Source organism: Bauldia sp. (assembly GCF_965232525.1).
Lineage (GTDB): Bacteria > Pseudomonadota > Alphaproteobacteria > Rhizobiales > Kaistiaceae > Bauldia.
In genome coordinates this window covers 1,109,131-1,128,335 of record NZ_OZ246980.1, presented here as the reverse complement: position 1 = coordinate 1,128,335, position 19,205 = coordinate 1,109,131, and the positions used below count along the sequence as shown (strand labels likewise).

Sequence of the window (19,205 nt, the reverse complement as noted above, 5' to 3'; positions counted from 1 at the left end):
CAAGCCCAAAACGAACAGATCGCGGCCTTGACCCTTGCAAGCCGTCCCACAACAATCGCGCGCGAGTTTGGGTTGGAGGCATGGCATGGACGCAAAGACGGTCCTGGAGAAGACCCCGTTCTTCGCCGACATACTGATCGACGACGATATCGCAGCGCTCGCCGCCGCGGCCAAGCGGCACGATTACGATAAGGACTCGATCATCGTGCGTGAGCACGACTCGGGAGAATCGCTGTTCATTGTCGTCCACGGGGCGGTGACTGTCTCCACCCGCGACAGCGGTGCCGCCCGTCGGGTGACGACGCTGCACGACGGGGCCATCGTTGGCGAGATGTCGCTGCTGACCGGTGCCGCCCGCGCCGCAACCGTCACGGCGCTGCGCCCCACGGTGACGCTTGAAATCGACAAGGCCGGCCTCGCCCCGATCCTGGCGCGTTCCCCGGACCTCGCCGACCGGTTTGCGACGATGGTCGACGCCCGCAAGGAGGAACTCGAAGACCTGCACGGAACCCACTGGTTTCCGTCAGCCGGTGCGCTCGCCGCACGCATTCGCAGTTTTTTTGCCGGCTAATTGTGACGGAGACGCTAAGCAAATGACCATCAGAGTTGGCCTCATCGGCGCAGGCGTGATGGGCGCCGACCACGCGAGCATCCTGACGGCCGCCGTTGGTGGTAGCACCGTCGCGGCCGTGTCGGATGCGGACTCCGATCGGGCAAAGGCGGTGGCTGATGTGTCCGGCGCGACGGTGATCGACGATCCGCTCGACCTGATCATCGACGAACGGGTCGACGCGGTGCTGATCGCGAGCCCCGACCCGACCCACAAGCCGCTGACGCTCGCCTGCCTCGCGACCGGCAAGCCGGTGCTGTGCGAGAAACCGCTGGCCGAAACCGCGGCCGAATGCCGGGAGATCGTCGACGCCGAAGTTGCCCTCGGCCAGCAGCTGATCCAGGTCGGTTTCATGCGCCGCTTCGATCCGGGCTATGTGGCCATGAAGGAGCGCTATGCGACCGACGACCTCGGCACGGCGTTGATCCTCCACTGTATTCATCGCAACGCCGCGGCGTTGTCCTACACGAACTCCGAGACGCTGTTTGCCAACTCGGCGGTTCACGAGTTCGATATCTCCCGCTGGCTGCTCGAAGACGATATCGCTCGTGTCTCCGTCGTCACCCCGCGATCAAGCGCACTCGCCAACATGGTCGATCCCCAGATCATCCTCTGCCACATGGCCGGCGGCGCCATCGTCGATGCCGAGGTATTCATGAACGCCCAATACGGCTACGACGTTGACGCGGAACTGGTCTGTGAGCGGGGCACGATCTCGCTGAGGCCTCCGGCGGACATCCGCCTGAAGCAGGAGGGTATCGCCGGGGTCGGCCGGTCCGCGGACTGGCGTCCGCGTTTCGCTGCGGCTTATCGTCAGGAACTGCAGGCATGGATCGGCGCAATCCGCGAGGGCACGACGGTCGGAGCCAGCGCATGGGACGGTTTCGCCGCAACCGCGGTCGCGGAGGCCGGCCTTGAAGCACTCAAGACGGGCGCTCCTGCTGATGTCCGAATGGGCGACCGCCCGGGCCTTTACGCCTGATCGGAATCGCCGGTGAAGACGGTGGCGTAGCGGTCTCGGAGCACATTCTTCTGAACTTTGCCCATGGCGTTGCGCGGCAGCGCATCGACGAATGCCACGTGTTTGGGCTGTTTGTAGCGGGCGAGTTCGTCGCCGAGGCCCGCCATCACCGCCGCCGCCGAGGGCGCGTTCGTATTTGCCCGCACCACCACCGCGGTGACCGCTTCGCCGAAATCCGGATGAGGCAGTCCGATGACCGCGCTCTCGACGACACCGTCGAGACGATCGATGACGCTCTCAACCTCCTTCGGATAGACATTGAGGCCACCGGTGATCACCACATCCTTGCCGCGCCCGACGATCGTCACGTAGCCATTTGCGTCGATCTGGCCGAGATCGCCGGTGATGAAATACCCATCGTCGCGAAACTCCGTCGCCGTCTTTTCCGGCATCCGCCAGTACCCGGAAAAGACGTTCGGCCCGCGCACCTCGATCATGCCGATCTGGCCACACGGCAACGGCTCGCCGCCGTCCGGTTCGGTGATCCGTACCGAGACGCCCGGCAGAGGCAGCCCGACCGTGCCTGGCACGCGATCACCGTCGTAGGGATTGGAGGTGTTCATATTGGTCTCCGTCATGCCGTAGCGTTCGAGGATGGCGTGACCGGTGCGCGCGAACCAAGCCTTGTGAGTTTCGGCGAGAAGTGGCGCGGAGCCTGAAACGAAGAGGCGCATGTGTTCCGTCGCCGGCTCATCGAGACCGGGGTGCTGTAGGAGCCGAGTGTAAAAGGTCGGCACGCCCATAAGGCTGGTCGCCCGCGGCATCGCGTCCAGAATCGCCTGGGGATCGAAGTTGGGCAGCAGGAGCATAGCCGCGCCGGCGAACAGGATTGTGTTGGTCGCCACGAAAAGCCCGTGGGTATGGAAGATCGGCAGGGCGTGGATCAGCGTATCGGCCGCTGTGAATCGCCACGCCCTGACGAGTGTCCGAGCGTTGGAGGCGAGGTTCTCGTGGGTGAGCATCGCGCCCTTCGATCGCCCAGTGGTCCCGGAGGTGTAGAGGATCGCCGCGAGATCGTCGGCGGATCGATCGACATCGCTGAAGTCGGTCGGCAAGCGGGCGGCGCGTTCCATCAGCGAGCCATCGCCATGATGACCCAGGGTTTCGACCGAGCTTGCGGCTGGTGCGACGGCGCGGATGTCATCAACTTGGTTGGGCGAACAAACGATCAGCCGCGGCTCGGCGTCACCGAAGAAGTAGGTCAGCTCTGCGGTCGTGTAAGCCGGGTTCAACGGCAGAAACACGGCGCCAGCGCGTACGCAGGCGAGGTAGAGGAGGAGCGCTTCGGCGGACTTGTCGACCTGGACGGCAACCCGATCGCCGGGTGTGATGTCAAGAGCTTGCAGCGTGTTCGCGAATCGCCCGGACGCCGCGAGCATGTCGCCATAAGTGATCGATCCGCCGTCGGGCGTTTCGATGAACATACGATCTGCGCCAGCGATCCGCTCTCGGATCTGATCGAACAGATGGTTCATGTTGGGCCCGAGATACCGACAGATGCGCGGCCGTCATCGAAACGGATTGGCCCCGGCCGCGCAAGTCGGCAATCGGCCGCAACCGAGAGGTCAGTCTTCGAGTGGGCGCGCCTCGTCGGGGAGCATGATCGGAATCCCGTCGCGGATCGGATAGGCGAGCTTGGCAGCGCGGCTGATGAGTTCCTGCGCTGCCGCGTCATATTCCAGAGTCGTCTTGGTCAGCGGACAGACCAGGATTTCCAGAAGCTTGGGGTCGACCTTGGCCGACGTCCTGCCTGGATCGCTCATCGACTACTGAAGCGGTTGACCGGACGAGCCGGGTTCGCCGGCGAGGGTCATTTTTGTCAGGGCGACCAGCGTCTCGGCCCGCGCTTTGAGATTGGGCGCTTCGAGAAGCGCCTGCTTCTCAACGGCGCCGAACGGCGCCATCATCGCCAGCGCGTTGACTAAGGTTTCGCTGGTGGCTCGATTGACGCTATCCCAGTCCGCGTCAAGGTTGTGCGCGCTAAGATACGCGCGGAAGCTGCTCATCACAGCGTCTCGATCGACCGTCTCGTCTGGGTCGGTGGCGAAGTCACACGCAAACTGCGTCGTCGAGACCCGGCACTGCCGAAAGAGCGTCGGCGCCGGTACCTCCTCAACCACCGTGAAACGCGCAATTCCCGTGAGAGTCACCATGTAGCGGCCGTCGCCGGTTTCGGACATAGCAGTGAGACGGCCGACACAACCCACCCGGCTGAGCGACGGGCCTTGTGACAGGTCTGGCTTACTTTCGTCTGGCTGTATCATGCCAATCGCCCGATCTCCGGCGAGTGCGGCATCAATCATGGCAACGTAGCGCGGCTCGAAGATGTTGAGCGGCAACTCCGCCCGCGGCAGCAACAGGGCCCCGGACAGGGGGAAGATCGGGATCACCGCGGGAATGTCTCCCGGACCACCGTAAGCGCGATTGCCTGCCTTCACCATGTCCTCAAGCGAACAACATCGACGATAGGCGCCGCCGCCCGGCAAGTGTTGCTTCGTCCATCGGACCCCAGGCCTCGAAGAACTGAAGAAGCTGCTTGCGCGCCTTTTCCTCCTCCCAACTACGATTCTTGGTGAGGATTTCAAGGAGCTGGTCTGCCGCACCGTCCCTGTCACCATTTTCATTCAGCACCAGAGCGAGGTCGAATCGAGCCTCGAAATCATTGGGATTGGCCGCGATTCGCGCCTCCAGTGGGGCTTGATCGGCCAGTCCCTCGCTTTGCCAGGCGAGGTCAAGCCGCGCCCGCACCGCGGCGATCTTCGGGTCCGTGGTTGCGGATTCAGGCAGCATATCGAGGGTCTGGCTCGCGTGCTCGACTTCGCCGTTTTCAAGCAGGCACGTTGCCAGGCCGGCCACCGCGGGTATCGATTCCGGGGCCGACTTCAGAGCCGACGCGAAACGCTCCGCGGCCCCGGCAGTATCGCCCGCTGCGAGCAGCGCCTCACCTTCTGAGACCAGTGTTTCCTCATCAGTCGGGCCGACAGGACCGGCGACTTTGGCGATGAATTCCTTGACTTGACCTTCCGGTAAAGCGCCGACAAAACCGTCGATCGGCTGCCCGTTGGAAAAGGCAATCACCGCGGGAATCGACTGGATACCGAGCTGGCCGGCGATCGCCGGATGCTCGTCGATATTCATCTTCACCAGCTTGACAGCGCCCCTCGCCGCACGAACGGCCTTCTCGATGACCGGGCTCAGCGTCTTGCAGGGGCCGCACCAAGGTGCCCAGAAGTCGACCAGGACCGGCTGCGTCACCGAGGCCTCGATGACGTCGGCAGCGAAGGTCTGGGTTGTCGTGTCAGTCACCAGGTCATCGCCGCCGTTGGCGGCGGGATCGGGGCTATCGCCCCCCGTGAAGACGGTGCTCATCGTCAGTCCTTGTGATCATGCGGCGTCGGCGAAACGCCGCGCTCCTGAAAGGTGTACCGGCAAAGATGGCGTCATCTGCATGGGATTACAATCCGTTAGCGACTCTGCCAACCCCGTGTCCGGCTAGGTTCAACGCTAAGCCGAGTTACAGCGGCACCCGCTCTCATCATCCCGTTTGCTGCGGCCGTACGTCACCGTACCGGGCTAACTCCGGGTAGAGATCGAGCAGCGCGAGGGTGACTCCGTTGGTCCAACCGAAACCATCCTGAAGCGGATACTCGCCACCACCACCCGGCGCGTCGGATATTACGTTGTATTTCTCCACCAATTTGCCGGTGGCCCGGTACGTGTCCGAGACGGTTCTCAGCCAACGCTCAGCGATGGCCTTGGCGAGGGTCGTTTCACCGTTGGCGGCCAATCCCTTGATCGCGATCCAGTGGACCGGTGCCCAACCATTCGGCTTATCCCATTGCTGACCGGTGGTGTTTGGGGTCGCGAGGAGCCCGCCGGGCGCGAGAAGTCGCCGCTTCACCAAATGCACCGTGGCCTTGACCTGAGCGTCGTTGGCAGCCCCAAAATACATCGGATAAAGCGACGCGGCCGACGGCGCCGCGACAACGGTGTGCGTTGCGAGATCGTAGCCGGTGAAGGCGCCGACGTCGCCGTTCCACAAATGCGCCGAAATCGCCGCCTTGCGGTCAGCCGCCGCAGTCATGAACCTTTGCTGTCCGACGTTGTCGCCGACCGCGCCGCAGCCGCTGGCGATCGCCAACTCTAGACCAAAGAGCACGGCGTTGAGATCTGGTGGAACGATGTCGACCGTCTCGACGCTGACCAGGCGGTGCCGTCTTGAAAACCAACGCGATGAGATATCCCAGCCGCTCTCCGCCGCCGCCCGGATGTCGCGATACACGACCGAAGCCGATCGACCTCTCGCCCCGGCGGCCGTCTCCACATCAACCCGATACGACTCGTCGCGAGGTGTATCACGGTCGTCCCAATACCGATTGAGCAGGGAGCCGTCATCCATGCGGACAACACGTCGGGCAGCCTCGCCGGGCGCCAGGTACGTGGCCCCGGCCATCCAGAATGCGTGTTCGGTCTTCAACTCATCGAGATACTGGCGATAGGCTTGGACGGGATCGTCCCGCTCGAGCAGTTCCACCATCTTGAAGAAGAACGGCGGTTGCGACCGGCTAAGGTAATAGCTGCGATTGGCATTCGGGATGAACCCGAAGGTTCTGATCAGATAGGCGAAATTCTCGATCATATCCCGGCGAATGTCGGCTTCCGCCTGGCCGAGACCGAGCATCGTGAAAAAGCTGTCCCAGTAGTAGACCTCGCGAAACCGCCCTCCCGGCACGATGTACCGATTCGGCAAGGGAATGAGCGAACCGCCAACATGTTGATCGGAAGCTTCTCGAGTCAAAACAGGCCACAACGCCTCGATGTGAGCGCGCAGGGGGAGACCCTGGTTGGTGTTCACCGTCTCCTCGACTTCGGGCGGGACCGCGAAGTGCGCGGCTACGAAGCCTGCAAGTGCGTCGGATCCTTCGGGTGCCTCCGTCCGGTAGATGTTGAGGATCTCGGCGACTGGTAGGCGGGGAATCGCGTCCGCCCAATCTTTCGCCGGCATGATGTCCGCCATCGCGACGGTTTCGAACAATCCCGGAAGCAGCTCCGACGGCGGTTTCGGCCAGTTCTCGCTATCGATCGGTAACGTCACGGACGGGACGCCTCGTCAATGGCGATCACCTGCGGGTCGTGGTCCGTGGCACGGGCGAAGGCGATCAGATCCTCTGCGGCGATGGTCGTGGTGGCAGTGTTGACGAGCGGATGGCAATTTACCTCACCATTGGCCATCAGCGCGGCGTCGAAGACCACTTGCAGCCGCGGCGGACTATCGTTGATCAGACCGAACGGGGTGACTGCGCCCGGCACGACGCCGAGGGTTTCGAGCAGGAGGTCCGGTTTGCCGAACGAAAATCGGCCGGACGCTCCGATCCTGGCGTGCAATCGCTTCAAGTCGATCTCGGCATCCTCGAGTGCAGTGACCAGGAACAACGCGCCCTTCTTATCCCTGAGGAACAGGTTCTTGGTATGGGCACCGGGTATGCTGCCGCGCAAGGCTCGGCTTTCGGCGACCGTATGCAACGGCGGATGGGTGACCGTCTTGGTCTCGATTCCCAACTCACCGAGATAAGCTTCCAGATCGGCAATCGTCGCCGGCATGCGCGCCACCCTCCAATCGTGAGACGCCGATGCATAAGCCGCGGGCGCGACGGGTACAAGCGATCAGAATCATTGTTGCAACGGCAGGCGGAGGGGCGATATAAGCCCGGATCGACCGATCGCGGTCACTCGCGGGTGTAGCTCAGGGGTAGAGCACAACCTTGCCAAGGTTGGGGTCGTGGGTTCGAATCCCATCGCCCGCTCCATTTTTAGACCACGGACCATCCAAGCAACGACGTCAGATTGCCTATGGGCGCCTAAGCCCAGTGGAAGTCTCGGGGCGTCTCTGGTTCTTTACAAGTAGTGGATCGCGGCGTCGTAACTGAGCGATGCCGCCGTCCCGACCCCGCGGTTGCGCTGCGCCTCGGAGATCACCTCCACGCCCCATAGCCCGTCGTAACCGGTCGCCTTGACATTAGCGACGAAGCCGGCGACGTCGAGTTCGCCCTCGCCGCAGTGGCGGCGATTGTCGATCGTGTCCCGCTTCAATGTGCCGGTCACCTTGTCGAGGGCATCGCAGAGTTCGATGTAGCCGATCGTCTCCGACGGAACCGCCTGGAGGTCCTCGAACGGCGCGCCGGCGCGGGCCACATGCCAGATGTCGAACAGCGCTCCGCCGTTGGCGGCGCCAGCATCTTTCACCAGCTGGGCGGCGGCCTTGATGTCGGGCACGTTCGACCAAGGCATTGACTCCATCACGATCCGCGTCCCGGCGGCGGCCGCGTCCTCGCACAAGGCCGCGAACCGGTCGACCATCTGCGTGTGCGGCCAGGTTTCACCGTTTTGATCGGCGGCTACCTTGATGTGACAGGCGCCTATCTCGGCGGCGCAGGCGAGCAGCGTCTCCTTGACCTCGGTGGCGGTGGCCAGCCGGTCACCGTCTGCGTGCCAGTCGACGATACATTCGAGTTCGAGGTTTTTCAGTCCGCCAGCGTCGAACGCCCTGCGGATGTCCTGAAAGCTCATCGTCCGGCGTAAGGCGGTGAGGTCGGGATAGGAGAGGCCAATACCGCTGAAACCGGCCGCTGCCGCCGCATCGATCCGGTCGTCAAGCGGATGCGGACTGACCTCCTTTTCGATCTCCTCGAACGGAACCGCGGGCCCGGCTAGGGTGAAGTAGCTGGCGATCAGTTCCGGTGCGGACATCGATTCGGTCTCCCTCAAGTCCGGGCGTTGTGGCGGGCTCTCGATTGGTGCCAGAGCGTCGATGAACGCACGCGGGATTGTACATGGGATAAATATTCATTCTGAACATCAGCTCTGATCCGTTTTGCGGGTTGTAGACCGTAGACTGGCCCCAGCATCCTGCCGCTTCGAAGGAGCCCGAGGAAAGGCCCGTGACCGCGAGAAGCCAGTTCTCCGACACCGTGGCGCTACTTGAGCGTCTGGAACGGTTGACCACCGAGTGCTTTGTCGAGTCCGAGCCCGACGCGTTCATGAACATGGCCCTGTTCCTCATCGGACGGCATCTGAAGGGCATGCTGGTGACACCCACCAGCCTCGCCCGCGCTGCCCGGATTCCGTACACAACGGCGACGCGACGGGTGAAAGCGATGCGCGATGGCGGCTATCTGGTGTTTCGGCCGCGCACGCCGACCGGACGCACCTATTCTGTCCACCCGAGTGCCAAGCTGATCGCCCACATGCTCGACTACGCCACCCGCGCCGAGGCGATCCTTGCCCACGCGCCAACGCCACTATCCGGCTCTGCGGACCAGCGCCGCGCGCGGATCATTCCGCCGCCGGCCACAGCCGGCGAGACACTCGGAGCCGGCAGGGGTCTCGACATCCTGCTGCCCCGCGATCCAGCTTACGCTGTGTCGAAGGGGCTGAAGCGGGAACTATCCTATCTGATGGGCGGTCGTGTCCGCTTTCACGACGCGACAATCGAGGGGCTGCGTCGGGAAGGACTGCGCAACGCCCAACGCAAGCGATCGAAGTACGACATCATCGCCGTCGATCTGCCACTCGTCGGAGAGTTCGTCGCCGTCGACGCACTGCTGCCGCTTGACGCGATGGAGGGCGAGGACACGATCACCCGCGACGATTTTTACTCCGCCGCGTGGCGGAGCACGTTGGTCAACACTGTGCAGTACGCAGTGCCGATCCTGATCAATCCCGAGATCCTGTTCTTCCGCAAAGACGTCCTCGAACGCGCCGGCATCGCGCCGCCGACCACGACGGCGGAGCTTCTTGCAGCCGGGCGTGCCCTCCACGCGCCGTCTCGCGGCTTCTATGGTGTTTCGTGGACCGGCGGAGAAAGCGGCCCGGTCGGTCAAGCGTTCATCCAGTTCCTCGCCGACTTCGGCCAACCCGTTCTCAATCTCGAGCGAGCCATTGACGGGTTCAAGACGGCCAACGTTGCGGTGGCCGGGCTCAAGCCGATGATCGACACGCCACGCGGCCACGCCACAGCCCGCTTCATGCAAGCCCTGCTCAAGGTTTCGCCGCCGGACGTTCTCGACCTCTCGTGGGGCGATCAGGTCGGCATGCTGCGCGAGGGCCGTGTCGCCATGGCCTACGAGTGGGCAAGCCGCGCGTCGCAGCTCCATCGGGCCAAGCAAGTTCGCGATCTCGGCTTCCTGCCCCATCCGGTCGGCGTTACCGGCCACGACGGGCGCAGGCGCAAGACCCTCGCGCCGATCGGCGGATTTGCGCTCGGGATCCCCGCCAACGTCGCGCCGGCGCAGGTGCAGACGGCATGGCGGGCAATCGAATGGCTGGCGTCGGCGGAAGTGATCAAGGCGCTGGTGCGGCAGGGCGGCTACGTCACGCCTCGGTTCAGCGTTGCCGCCGATCCGGAAGTCCGGCGTCTCTCTCCAATGATCGCCGCCGTGGATGAGATGGCTAAGGCCGGGCAGGTCCGTCTGTGGCCCCGCCCGCCGGTCGCTCAGTTCTCGGCGATCGTAGCGATCGTAGGCGAGGAGATTCACGCCATGCTGCGCGGTGACAAGACCCGCCCGACGGCGCTGGCGGACGCCCAGCGCCGGGTTGCCGATGCGATGAACGAGACACTGACGATCGCCTCGAAGCCGAGTCGGATATGTTCAGGGTGAATATTTTTCGCGTTGCGACGTCGGAGCCGGCGTCGCCGAATGCTGACAACGTCCAACAAACAGAATGACAACCGGCCGTCGGCGGACGGACCCGGATGGGGAGGGATGCGGACCGATGGCAAACTGGAACCTCGGTGTCATCGATTCGGCATGGTTCGGATCGAAATACGAAGGCCTCGAAGGCCTAAGGGAATCCGAACGGATCGGCTTCGACAGCCTCGACTACTTCGTCGGTTTCGACCCTGAGGCGATGACTGCCGAGGAGCGTGCCGACTATCTGGCCCGCGCCGAGGCGACCGGTCTGCCAGTGATCTCGCTGGTCTGCACCTGCCTCGGTCTCACCGACTTCAATCCTTCGGTCCGCGACTTCCACATCCGGCGCGCCAAGGCGGTGGTCGATCTGGCGGCGGACTTCAAGACAGCCAGGAACATCTGTTTTGTTCCGGGCGAATATATGTTCCAAAAGCGACTGCTGCCGCCCGAGGGCGAATGGGAACTTTTGATCGACGCCACTCGACAGGTTGGTCAGCGCGCGGCGGAGAAGGGCCTCGAAGTGGCGATCGAACTGTTGCCGTTCGAGTTCGCTTTCATCAACTCGGTGGATTCGATGGAGCGGTGCCTGGACGACGTGGGTCTCGACAACGTTAAAGCGACCATCGACATCTCGCATATGTGGCTGATGCGGATCCCGCCGAAGGATATGGCCCGATTCGCGGGGCGCATCTCGCATGTCCATATCTCGGACTGCGATGGCGTAAACCACGGCGATCTGCCGCCTGGTCGCGGCAACACGCCCTTCAACGAGTATCTCTCGGCGATCCGCGATACCGGGTTCGAGGGGACCGCCTCGCTGGAACTGGAGTTCCCGATCAATCCGGACCAGATGCGCGAATGGGTCGGCGAAGCATTTACATCGACGGCGACCCTGTTATCCGATGCAGGCGTGCGACCCAACTAGCCGAGGGAGGCATCGTTGAGTTCAAATTCGCTGCCGTTCGATTCCGGCAAACTTGATCGTTTGATGGAGGACGACGGGATCGATGTCCTGATCGCCTCATCGAAACACAACATCCAGTATCTGCTGGGCGGCTATCGCTTCTTCTTCTTCGATGCCATGGACGCCATCGGCCTCAGCCGCTACCTGCCGCTACTCGTTTATCCCAAGGGCCGCCCAGACAAGGCAGCGTATCTCGGCAACGCGATGGAATCCGGCGCCGACCTCTGGCCGGACACCACCGCGACCCAGTTCTGGGGCACGCGGGACGTCACTGAGCGTGCTATCGCCCATATCAACAGCCTCGGGTCGGCGCCGGCCGTGATCGGGGTGGAGACCGGGTTCCTGCCCGCCGATGCCTACACCACGCTGACCGACGCGTTCCCCGCCAGCCGGTTTGAAGACGCTGTGGTTGCCCTGGAGCGCCTGCGCGCTGTGAAGACGCCCGAGGAGATAGCCCTATTGCGCAATGCGTCCGAGCAGGTGGTAGCCGCCATGCTGTCCGTGCTCGGAAGTCATGGGCCGGGCGCGGTCAAGCGCGATCTGGTCGAGGCGCTTCGGGTCGAGGAGACGCGCCGCGGTCTCGGATTCGATTATTGCCTCGCTACGGTCGGGACCAGCCTCAACCGCGCCCCCTCAGGCGAGATTTGGCAGGACGGCGACATCGCGTCGCTCGATTCCGGCGGCAACTATCGCGGCTATATTGGCGATCTCTGTCGCATGGCCATTCTCGGTGAGCCGGATGCACAGCTTGCGGATTTGCTCGCCGAAATCGACGCTATCCAGATGGCGGCGCGCGCGCCGATCAAGTCAGGTGCGCCCGGTGGAGACGTCATTGCTGCCGGTCAGGCGGCACACGCGGCAGCACCGTCGCGCAACCATACCAGCTTCGTCGCGCACGGGATGGGCCTGGTCAGCCATGAGGCGCCGCGCCTGATGGGGGATGGTCCCGTTCCCTATCCCGGCGACGACGCCGACCGGCCACTCGAAGCCGGTATGGTGCTCTCCATAGAAACCACTATGCAGCATCCGGAACGCGGCTTCATCAAGCTCGAGGACACCGTTCTTGTGACCGACGACGGCTGGGAAGGCCTGGGCGACCAGGGCCGCGGCTGGAACCGCGCCGGCTGAGCGCCCGCACGCCGTACCGCCTCACCACCGCTGGATATACCTGCTGGTATCAGAGGGCCAGAGTCCTATCTCCATGCCGAAACGGGGCACGGAGAAGGAGAATCCCATGGCAGACCAAAACGTCGCTGTCGTCGCCGGTGTCGGGCCGGGGCTGGGCATTGCACTGGTCGAGAAGTTCGCGGCCGAAGGGATGAAGGTCGCCGCGGCGGCACGGAACGCCGAGAAGGTGAACGGCCTGCTTGCCGAACGGAACCTGACGACCAAGGCGAGAGCCTACGCCTGCGACGTGTCCGACGCCGGATCGGTCGTCGCGCTGTTCGGCATGGTCGAGGCCGATTTTGGTCATCCGTCCCTGGTGGCCTTCAATGCCGGCGCGTTCACGATGGGTGGAATCGCCGACCTTAACCCCGATGACGTCGAACGCTGCTGGCGAATCGGGACCTTCGGCGGCTTCCTGGTCGGCCAGGCGGCGGCCCGGGCGATTCTTGCGGCGGACAACGGCGGCTCCATTCTGTTCACCGGCGCGACGGCGGGTCTGCGAGGCAGCGCGAACTTCGCCGCCTTCGCCATGTCCAAGTTCGGTTTGCGGGCGCTGGCCCAGAGCATGGCGCGCGAACTTGGACCGAGAGGCATCCACGTGGCCCACATCATCATCGACGGTGGCATCGGCGAGAATGTCGGCGCCCTGTCGAACAATGTCGACGCGCCGGACAAGTCGCTGAACCCGGCCGCGATTGCCGAGACCTATTGGGACCTGCACACCCAGCACCGCAGCGCCTGGACGCAGGAGCTCGACCTCAGGCCATGGGTGGAGAAATTCTAGCCGTTCGAATGGACCGGGTTCGCTACCAAAGTGGTGAAGCGGTCGCCCGCGCTTTTTTCGACCGCTGGAATGCTCATGATGCCGATGGCATCGGCGAGCTTTTCGCCGATGATGCTGATTTCGTGAATGTCGTCGGGCTCTGGTGGCGGAGCCGGCGGGCGATTCGCAAGGCGCACGCCTATGATTTCGACCGGATCTTTGCCAACGCGCACCTCGATATCACTGAACTGAAGATCCGCGAACTGACCCCCGACATTCATGTCGTTCACACTGTGTCGATCCTCACCGGCCAGACCGGACCGAATGATGAAATCGCGGACGATCGCATGGCGGTGATCAGCCTAGTCGCGGAAAGGCGGGATTCAGGCTTCGTCATCGTCAGTGCACAGAATACGGACCGAATTGACGGCGCCGACACCAACATCGCCAGCGCCGGCGCATTCGGGCCAACGCGATATCGATAATCCCACCCAGCACCGGCCTGATATCGACCGCGATTCCGGGTGACTTCGGCCCACCATCGCCCCATATCCTTGGCAGCGGACGACGAACGTGATGAGTAGCGGATGACACGAATTCTGGTGATCGGGGCGAGCAGCGGGATCGGGCTCGAAACCGTGCGCGTCGCGCTCGCCGAGGGGCTTGCTGTTCGCGCTTTCTCCCGCTCGGCGGATCGCATTGCAATCGAGCACCCGGCCCTGGAACGAATCAACGGCGATGCCCTGAACCCGGCCGACATAGCGGCGGCGCTCGACCGCGTCGATGCCGTGGTCCAGACCCTGGGCATCGCCATCGGACCACAACGGCTGTTGGAGCCGATCCGGCTGTTTTCCGACGCGACCCGGATTCTGGTCCCGGCGATGGAGGCCGCCGGCATCGAACGCCTGATCACGGTGACCGGGTTCGGCGCCGGCGACAGCGCCTCGGCCATCGGCTGCCTGGAGCGTATCCCGTTCCGGCTCCTCCTTGGTGCGGCCTATGACGACAAATCGATCCAGGAATCATTGATCCGAAACAGCGCACTTGATTGGACGATCGTCCGACCGGTGATCCTCACCAACGGCCCGGCATCCCATCAGGTCCACGCACTGGTCGCGCCGGAGACTTGGCGCTGGGGGACTGTTTCCCGTGCGGATGTGGCCGAATTCCTGGTCGGACAGATCGGGAGCAATGACTATCGGAAGACGGCGGTTGTCCTGACATCGTGACAGCGGGCGGGCTTGACGGGTTAGCGCCGGCGGGTTTTGTCTGCCCCGTCGAAACAAGCGGGCACGGGGAAGTCCATGCGGATAGCGGTGATCGGGGCCGGTGCGATGGGGTGCACTTTCGGCGCCCATTTCGCCAAGGCCGGCGTGGACGTAATCCTGTTCGATAAGGATGCGGATCACATCGCGGCGATCGCTGCGAACGGGCTGCGCTTTGCGACACCCGACAGGGATTCGACAGTACGGCTTGCAGCAACGACCGACGCTACGGTGATCGACGCCGCCGATGTCGCACTGATGCTTGTCGACAGCGCGGCGACCGCCGATGTGGTACTGCTGGTGGTGGGGTGTCTTGGGCCCGATGGCTTCGCACTGACCCTCCAAAATGGCATCGGCAATATCGAGGCGCTTAGCGAAACTCTGGGCGCCGAACGTGTCGTCGCCGGCAGCACCTATAACAGCGCGGCGCGGCTAGAACCCGGTCATGTGCTCCATTCCAACACCGGCGAAACCGTGATCGGCGAGCTCGACGGTCATCGGACGAGGCGTATCGACGAAGTCGCCGCCCTGTTCGCGGACGCTGGCCTACCGATCGAAGTCTCCGACAACGTCCTCGGCCATGTCTGGATGAAGTTCGTCCTCAACGCCGCCATCAACCCGGTCAGCGCCCTCACCGGGCTTCGGGCCGGGGAAATCGTCCGCACGCCATCGGCGAGACAACTACTCGAACGCCTGCTCGACGAAATTCTGGCGGTGACAGCTGCCAAGGGAATCACGTTGTCCGAGCCGAACCCACGAGCCGCCGTTCTCGATCACGCCTGGGAAAGGTACAATCGACCGTCGATGCTACAGCATGTCGAAACCGGTCGACGCACCGAGATCGAGGCTTTGAACGGTGCCCTACTGAAAGAAGCCGCCGCTCTCGGCATTGCCTGCCCGATCAATGAAGCGGTGACGCTGTCGATCCGATCGATCGATGCGCGTGCCGACAAGCGCCGCAACGTCCCGAACCTAGACGAGGCCGCCCTCGAGGCGGCCGCGCGGGCGGAACCACGGCCGATCTGAGCGGCTCAAACCCTTGACTGCACGCGTCGATACGCCACCCAAGCCGCCGTTCGCCCTAACGATTGGTGTCGTCGGCCATCGCCCCAACCGCCTGCCCGAGACGGCCCGCGCCACAGTTGAAACCGAACTGGATCGGCTGCTCGACGGGCTGAAGCAAGCAGCGGATGTCACCTTTGCACGTCACGCCGGTGTCTTCAGTGATCGACCGCCAACCCTGACTATGATCTCAGCACTCGCCGAGGGCGCCGATCGGATGGCGGCTCACGCGGCGCTGCGGCATGGGCTCAAACTGGCAGCGGCGCTGCCGTTCCCGGCGAATGACTACGAACGGGACTTTGAGGACGCTGACTCGCAGGCCGATTTTGCCGATCTGCTCGGAAAGGCAGCCGCCGCGCTGGTCCTGCCTGGCGACTACGATACCGAGCCGCGCGACTACGAAAGCGTCGGGCTCGTCATCCTCGACAATGCCGATCTGATTGTCGCGATCTGGGACGGCGGCCCGTCCGGGGGGCGTGGCGGGACAACCGAACTCATCGAGCGGGCGGCGACGATGGGACTGCCGGTTGCCCACATCGACGCGACCGGCGCCAACCCGACCCAGCTACTGTGGCCCGATTTGGCTGATCATCCCCTGACCGGCGGCAGCCTCGCCGATACCCCTGCCCGGCCGGTCGGCGATGTCCTTGCCATGGTCGTGGACGCGATCACCCGGCCGCCGATCGACGCCGACGAACGGGCGAAACTCGAAGGTCGCCGGCGCTGAACGCCAGCGCCGTGCCAATGATCGCCCCGGTCGAGGTGCCGCCGACGAGGTCAAAGCGTCGCTCAGAACAACCGGGCGGTTCGCTTGCTGGCAAAACAAGCGCTCGATCGTCTCGAGGAAGCGATGGCAACGATGCTGCGAATCCCGTTCCCGTTCAGAGCAGGGATCGCCTTGCCGATCGGTATTAGCTCCGAACGCCGCGCGCCCAGCCACTTCGCGTCTTGCCGCTGCCCTATTCCTGGAGGACTTGCAGCGTTTTGGCCAACACCTCGGCCTGGAGGCCTTCGTCCTTGTCCATGTTGAGGTGATTGACGCCGGGCCGTTCGGTCAGATCGATATTGTCGATGGTTCCGTTGAAGCGCTCGGATCCCTTCACTTCCTGACCGTAACCCCTGGGTCGATAGAAATTGATGACTTCCTGTATTCCGCCCCTGAGCGGGTGCGTTTGGGCGACAGCATCGAACACCACGATGAGTCGGACCGGCACGCCGTTGTGGACCATCCAATTGGACATCACCAGGGCGGCGTCTCCGCCGAGCGAATGGCCGATGATGATGATCGGCGCGGTGTTTTTGTCCTTCTTGTAGGCGGCGATCGCTTCGTCGGCGAGGCGTCGCCAGCGGCCATGGTTCGCCAGGATCACCTCGACGCCCTGGGCTTCGAGATCCTCGGCGATGTCGTCCATTCCCCGGGACCAAATGTTGTGCAGGCCACGCAGGACGATCACGTGCCCTTTTGTGTACCCACCAGGAGGTGGTTGAGGGACAGTGGCTTCCGTTGTTGCGGCCGATTGCGGCGCATTCGCCGGACGCGGTGTCGGCAATGGAACGTTTGCCGAGACAGCTGGTGCCATGAGTCCAATGGCCATAGCTGCGAGCGCCGAGAAGACAGCCGATCTCCACCTCATTATGTCCTCCGAAATCACGCAATCCGATCGTTGGCCAATTGGCGCAAAAAGATGGCGGGCAAGCGACAAACGGTCAATAGAGATAGGGGATCACGCGCTTGGTGCGCTGCATATAGTCGCGGTAGTCGTCACCAAAGGTTTCGATCATCAGTTGCTCCTCCCGCCCAACCCGCAGGAAGAAGAGAATGCCCCAGCCGACGACGCCGGAAAGGCCGGCGATCCAGTTGGTAAGCAGCGCCGCCTGGGCCAGGGCCAGCAGCCAGAAGCCCGTATACATCGGATGGCGCACGTAGGCGTAGAGACCCGTATCGACAAGCTTGTGCTTTTTCCGCGTATCGAGGGTCACCGACCAGTTGCGACCCAGTTGGCGATGAGTCTCGTACAGCATGACCAGCGCCCACAGCATCAATACGGCGCCAATCCAGCCGAGCCATGGATGGAAGGCGTAGTCGGCGAAGCTCGGCTCACCGGTGATGAAGTAGATCAGCGGGATGATCGCCAACCCCGTCAGCGAAAAGCCAAGCAAAACCTGATCGTGAGTGCCGCCCGCCGAGCGGGCGACTTTGGTTTTTCGCGAGCGACGCTGATGCGGGAAGCGGATGACGAACCATAACACACCGCCGACGAACCAGATCCATTCCGCTATCAGTCGACTCATCTTTCCTCCTCGCCCGCGACATTTCTGTCTATCGGTGCCGCCGGCGTCTTCCGGCAATCTTCACACTGCCATCTTTCCTGAAGACGGAGACAACCTTCTTGCCGAGAGCAATGCGATCGGAGAGCCGCAACGGGCCAAAACCGATCTGATAGAAATCGTAGAAGTAGCGCTTGGCATTCGGCTTAACGAATTGCCGGTGGAGATGTAACGAACTTCGCTGCGCCCGGCGATAGCCCGCCGCAGTCATCATGTCACGGATTCGGATCAGTTTGACGATCGGGCTACCGGTCTTGCGTTTGCCGAGATCCGCCACGGGATCGGTCTTGTAGAAATTGATCGGATCCACCTTCGCCTGATACTCAACCCATAGCAGCGACCGCTCAGCACCAATCCGGTGAACCGCATCGCGGAGGCCCTCGGCGGCGGGATGAAGGCCGATCTTGAGAATCGACGAGCCGACCGTCAGAAACGCCGCATGGCCGGCGTCCTTGTCGAGACCCGGGTTGCGGGTGAAGGCACGCGCCAGTGCCTCGACCATCATCACCGCGCCTAGACTAACGCCGGACAGCAGTACCTCGTCCGCATTTGGATCGCGCATAGCCTCCACCACGACCTCAGAGAAGCGATCGATGATCGGGTCGAGACCCTGGACGTCGCGTCGGCAAAGGTCGGCGGCGAACGCCCAATCCGCCAAGGCGAAGTCGAGGTAGAAATATGCGCCGAGAAACCGCAAGAGCACGAAGAAGACGATCAAGCCGACCAGCGGGGCGGTCACCCACGCCGACGGGATTCCCAGTGCGGCCACGATCAGCGCCGCGGCGACCGCGATAATGGCAAACCCCGCCAGAAGAAACAGCGGATAGATGGCAAACAGCCCGTAACGCAAATTTGTCTTGAAGTACCGACGCATGGTGCCGGTCCAGATGAACTCGGCGAGCGCCTTGTAGCCGTGAAGGATGCGGCCGAGCCAGGGCCGATCCACATAGGGCGCCATCAGCGCGTCCCATCGCAGGATCGTATAGCGACAATCCGTCGTCCAGTTGGGGCCTTCGGTTGTTACGTTCCAGGTGACGACCCGGTCCTCATCCGAGAGGACAGGCTCCTCCGATGCCGCGGCCGCGCCCCAAACGGGTGCGAAGTTGCGGAGACCGCTAGCCATACGCCGCTCGAGCAGCGCTGTCGGGACCGGTTCAAAGCCGCTGATATGCAACACGCGCCGGGTTGCAACCGGCTTGATGCGGGTCGATTTCCTGCGTGGCAAGACAGACTGCTCCGGCCCCCGGTCAAAGTCCGCTGGATTTAGCCGAACCCGCAGGCGGAAGCCAGAAGCATCTTTGGGTTTCCGGGAAGTGAGCCACTGCACCGATCCGA

At 63.3% G+C, this 19,205-nt stretch carries 20 protein-coding genes and 1 tRNA gene; 11 read left to right on the top strand and 10 right to left on the bottom strand.

Annotation, left to right across the window (positions count from 1 at the left end):
• The first annotated feature begins 85 nt into the window (after window positions 1–85).
• A complete protein-coding gene (locus tag ACO076_RS05400) occupies window positions 86–571 on the top strand; it encodes a cyclic nucleotide-binding domain-containing protein (protein WP_421725701.1) in 486 nt (161 codons plus the stop codon).
• Between the two features lie 22 nt (window positions 572–593).
• Entirely contained in the window at window positions 594–1,592 is a 999-nt protein-coding gene (locus tag ACO076_RS05395) for a Gfo/Idh/MocA family protein (RefSeq protein ID WP_421725700.1), read from the top strand.
• Here ACO076_RS05395 and ACO076_RS05390 read toward each other — a convergent pair.
• From ACO076_RS05390 to ACO076_RS05365, 6 genes are all read right to left on the bottom strand, one after another.
• Window positions 1,583–3,106, bottom strand: a complete 1,524-nt coding sequence (locus ACO076_RS05390; RefSeq protein ID WP_421725699.1) for a malonate--CoA ligase — start codon at window positions 3,104–3,106, stop codon at window positions 1,583–1,585. The genes ACO076_RS05395 and ACO076_RS05390 overlap by 10 nt on opposite strands.
• A gap of 90 nt (window positions 3,107–3,196) precedes the next feature.
• Complete coding sequence (locus tag ACO076_RS05385) at window positions 3,197–3,394, bottom strand: Trm112 family protein (protein WP_421725698.1); 198 nt, start codon at window positions 3,392–3,394, stop codon at window positions 3,197–3,199.
• 3 nt (window positions 3,395–3,397) lie between these two features.
• Window positions 3,398–4,117, bottom strand: a complete 720-nt coding sequence (locus ACO076_RS05380) for an LON peptidase substrate-binding domain-containing protein (RefSeq protein WP_421725697.1) — start codon at window positions 4,115–4,117, stop codon at window positions 3,398–3,400.
• Window positions 4,077–5,000, bottom strand: a complete 924-nt coding sequence (gene trxA / locus ACO076_RS05375; protein WP_421725696.1) for a thioredoxin — start codon at window positions 4,998–5,000, stop codon at window positions 4,077–4,079. Before trxA ends, ACO076_RS05380 begins: the two co-directional genes overlap by 41 nt.
• 166 nt (window positions 5,001–5,166) lie before the next feature.
• Window positions 5,167–6,726, bottom strand: a complete 1,560-nt coding sequence (gene treF, locus ACO076_RS05370; protein ID WP_421725695.1) for an alpha,alpha-trehalase TreF — start codon at window positions 6,724–6,726, stop codon at window positions 5,167–5,169.
• Complete coding sequence (locus ACO076_RS05365; RefSeq protein WP_421725694.1) at window positions 6,723–7,232, bottom strand: prolyl-tRNA synthetase associated domain-containing protein; 510 nt, start codon at window positions 7,230–7,232, stop codon at window positions 6,723–6,725. Before ACO076_RS05365 ends, treF begins: the two co-directional genes overlap by 4 nt.
• Before the next feature lie 131 nt (window positions 7,233–7,363).
• Between ACO076_RS05365 and ACO076_RS05360 the strand changes: the two genes are divergently transcribed.
• Window positions 7,364–7,438: transfer RNA gene (locus ACO076_RS05360), tRNA-Gly, on the top strand.
• Window positions 7,439–7,526: 88 nt separating this feature from the next.
• Here ACO076_RS05360 and ACO076_RS05355 read toward each other — a convergent pair.
• On the bottom strand, window positions 7,527–8,378 hold the full coding sequence (locus ACO076_RS05355; protein ID WP_421725693.1) for a sugar phosphate isomerase/epimerase family protein: 852 nt from the start codon (window positions 8,376–8,378) through the stop codon (window positions 7,527–7,529).
• A 191-nt stretch (window positions 8,379–8,569) separates the two neighbouring features.
• On the opposite strand from ACO076_RS05355, the gene ACO076_RS05350 reads away from it, so the two are divergent.
• The 8 genes from ACO076_RS05350 (at window position 8,570) to ACO076_RS05315 (ending at window position 16,269) form a co-directional block, all read left to right on the top strand.
• Window positions 8,570–10,288, top strand: a complete 1,719-nt coding sequence (locus ACO076_RS05350) for an extracellular solute-binding protein (RefSeq protein WP_421725692.1) — start codon at window positions 8,570–8,572, stop codon at window positions 10,286–10,288.
• 115 nt (window positions 10,289–10,403) lie between these two features.
• A complete protein-coding gene (locus ACO076_RS05345) occupies window positions 10,404–11,246 on the top strand; it encodes a sugar phosphate isomerase/epimerase family protein (protein WP_421725691.1) in 843 nt (280 codons plus the stop codon).
• A 15-nt stretch (window positions 11,247–11,261) separates the two neighbouring features.
• The gene (locus ACO076_RS05340; RefSeq protein ID WP_421725690.1) at window positions 11,262–12,413 is read left to right on the top strand and encodes a M24 family metallopeptidase; all 1,152 of its coding nucleotides are present in this window, start codon (window positions 11,262–11,264) and stop codon (window positions 12,411–12,413) included.
• A gap of 106 nt (window positions 12,414–12,519) precedes the next feature.
• On the top strand, window positions 12,520–13,236 hold the full coding sequence (locus tag ACO076_RS05335) for an SDR family NAD(P)-dependent oxidoreductase (RefSeq protein WP_421725689.1): 717 nt from the start codon (window positions 12,520–12,522) through the stop codon (window positions 13,234–13,236).
• Complete coding sequence (locus ACO076_RS05330) at window positions 13,218–13,700, top strand: SgcJ/EcaC family oxidoreductase (RefSeq protein ID WP_421725688.1); 483 nt, start codon at window positions 13,218–13,220, stop codon at window positions 13,698–13,700. The genes ACO076_RS05335 and ACO076_RS05330 overlap by 19 nt, the downstream gene beginning before the upstream one ends.
• A gap of 102 nt (window positions 13,701–13,802) precedes the next feature.
• Window positions 13,803–14,444 carry an NAD(P)-dependent oxidoreductase gene (locus tag ACO076_RS05325; RefSeq protein WP_421725687.1) on the top strand — a complete coding sequence of 214 codons (642 nt, stop codon included), beginning with the start codon at window positions 13,803–13,805 and terminating at the stop codon, window positions 14,442–14,444.
• Between the two features lie 75 nt (window positions 14,445–14,519).
• Window positions 14,520–15,506: a ketopantoate reductase family protein gene (locus ACO076_RS05320; protein WP_421725686.1), complete on the top strand. Its 987-nt coding sequence runs from the start codon at window positions 14,520–14,522 to the stop codon at window positions 15,504–15,506.
• 13 nt (window positions 15,507–15,519) lie between these two features.
• Entirely contained in the window at window positions 15,520–16,269 is a 750-nt protein-coding gene (locus ACO076_RS05315) for a hypothetical protein (protein WP_421725685.1), read from the top strand.
• A 232-nt stretch (window positions 16,270–16,501) separates the two neighbouring features.
• On the opposite strand, the gene ACO076_RS05310 is transcribed toward ACO076_RS05315, so the two are convergent.
• The 3 genes from ACO076_RS05310 to ACO076_RS05300 form a co-directional block, all read right to left on the bottom strand.
• Window positions 16,502–16,954: a thioesterase domain-containing protein gene (locus ACO076_RS05310; protein WP_421725684.1), complete on the bottom strand. Its 453-nt coding sequence runs from the start codon at window positions 16,952–16,954 to the stop codon at window positions 16,502–16,504.
• 295 nt (window positions 16,955–17,249) lie between these two features.
• Complete coding sequence (locus ACO076_RS05305; protein ID WP_421725683.1) at window positions 17,250–17,834, bottom strand: protein-S-isoprenylcysteine O-methyltransferase; 585 nt, start codon at window positions 17,832–17,834, stop codon at window positions 17,250–17,252.
• A 28-nt stretch (window positions 17,835–17,862) separates the two neighbouring features.
• Window positions 17,863–18,993, bottom strand: a complete 1,131-nt coding sequence (locus ACO076_RS05300) for a hypothetical protein (RefSeq protein ID WP_421725682.1) — start codon at window positions 18,991–18,993, stop codon at window positions 17,863–17,865.
• Window positions 18,994–19,205: the final 212 nt, after the last annotated feature.

Excerpts from the sequence above, each read along its gene's own strand:
- ACO076_RS05400 (WP_421725701.1), top strand. The coding sequence starts at position 86 with ATGGACGCAAAGACGGTCCTGGAGAAGACCCCGTTCTTCGCCGACATA.
- ACO076_RS05395 (WP_421725700.1), top strand. The coding sequence starts at position 594 with ATGACCATCAGAGTTGGCCTCATCGGCGCAGGCGTGATGGGCGCCGAC.
- ACO076_RS05390 (WP_421725699.1), bottom strand. The coding sequence starts at position 3,106 with ATGAACCATCTGTTCGATCAGATCCGAGAGCGGATCGCTGGCGCAGAT.
- ACO076_RS05385 (WP_421725698.1), bottom strand. The coding sequence starts at position 3,394 with ATGAGCGATCCAGGCAGGACGTCGGCCAAGGTCGACCCCAAGCTTCTG.
- trxA (WP_421725696.1), bottom strand. The coding sequence starts at position 5,000 with ATGAGCACCGTCTTCACGGGGGGCGATAGCCCCGATCCCGCCGCCAAC.
- ACO076_RS05365 (WP_421725694.1), bottom strand. The coding sequence starts at position 7,232 with ATGCCGGCGACGATTGCCGATCTGGAAGCTTATCTCGGTGAGTTGGGA.
- ACO076_RS05355 (WP_421725693.1), bottom strand. The coding sequence starts at position 8,378 with ATGTCCGCACCGGAACTGATCGCCAGCTACTTCACCCTAGCCGGGCCC.
- ACO076_RS05345 (WP_421725691.1), top strand. The coding sequence starts at position 10,404 with ATGGCAAACTGGAACCTCGGTGTCATCGATTCGGCATGGTTCGGATCG.
- ACO076_RS05335 (WP_421725689.1), top strand. The coding sequence starts at position 12,520 with ATGGCAGACCAAAACGTCGCTGTCGTCGCCGGTGTCGGGCCGGGGCTG.
- ACO076_RS05330 (WP_421725688.1), top strand. The coding sequence starts at position 13,218 with ATGGGTGGAGAAATTCTAGCCGTTCGAATGGACCGGGTTCGCTACCAA.
- ACO076_RS05325 (WP_421725687.1), top strand. The coding sequence starts at position 13,803 with ATGACACGAATTCTGGTGATCGGGGCGAGCAGCGGGATCGGGCTCGAA.
- ACO076_RS05320 (WP_421725686.1), top strand. The coding sequence starts at position 14,520 with ATGCGGATAGCGGTGATCGGGGCCGGTGCGATGGGGTGCACTTTCGGC.
- ACO076_RS05310 (WP_421725684.1), bottom strand. The coding sequence starts at position 16,954 with ATGGACGACATCGCCGAGGATCTCGAAGCCCAGGGCGTCGAGGTGATC.
- ACO076_RS05305 (WP_421725683.1), bottom strand. The coding sequence starts at position 17,834 with ATGAGTCGACTGATAGCGGAATGGATCTGGTTCGTCGGCGGTGTGTTA.
- ACO076_RS05300 (WP_421725682.1), bottom strand. The coding sequence starts at position 18,993 with ATGGCTAGCGGTCTCCGCAACTTCGCACCCGTTTGGGGCGCGGCCGCG.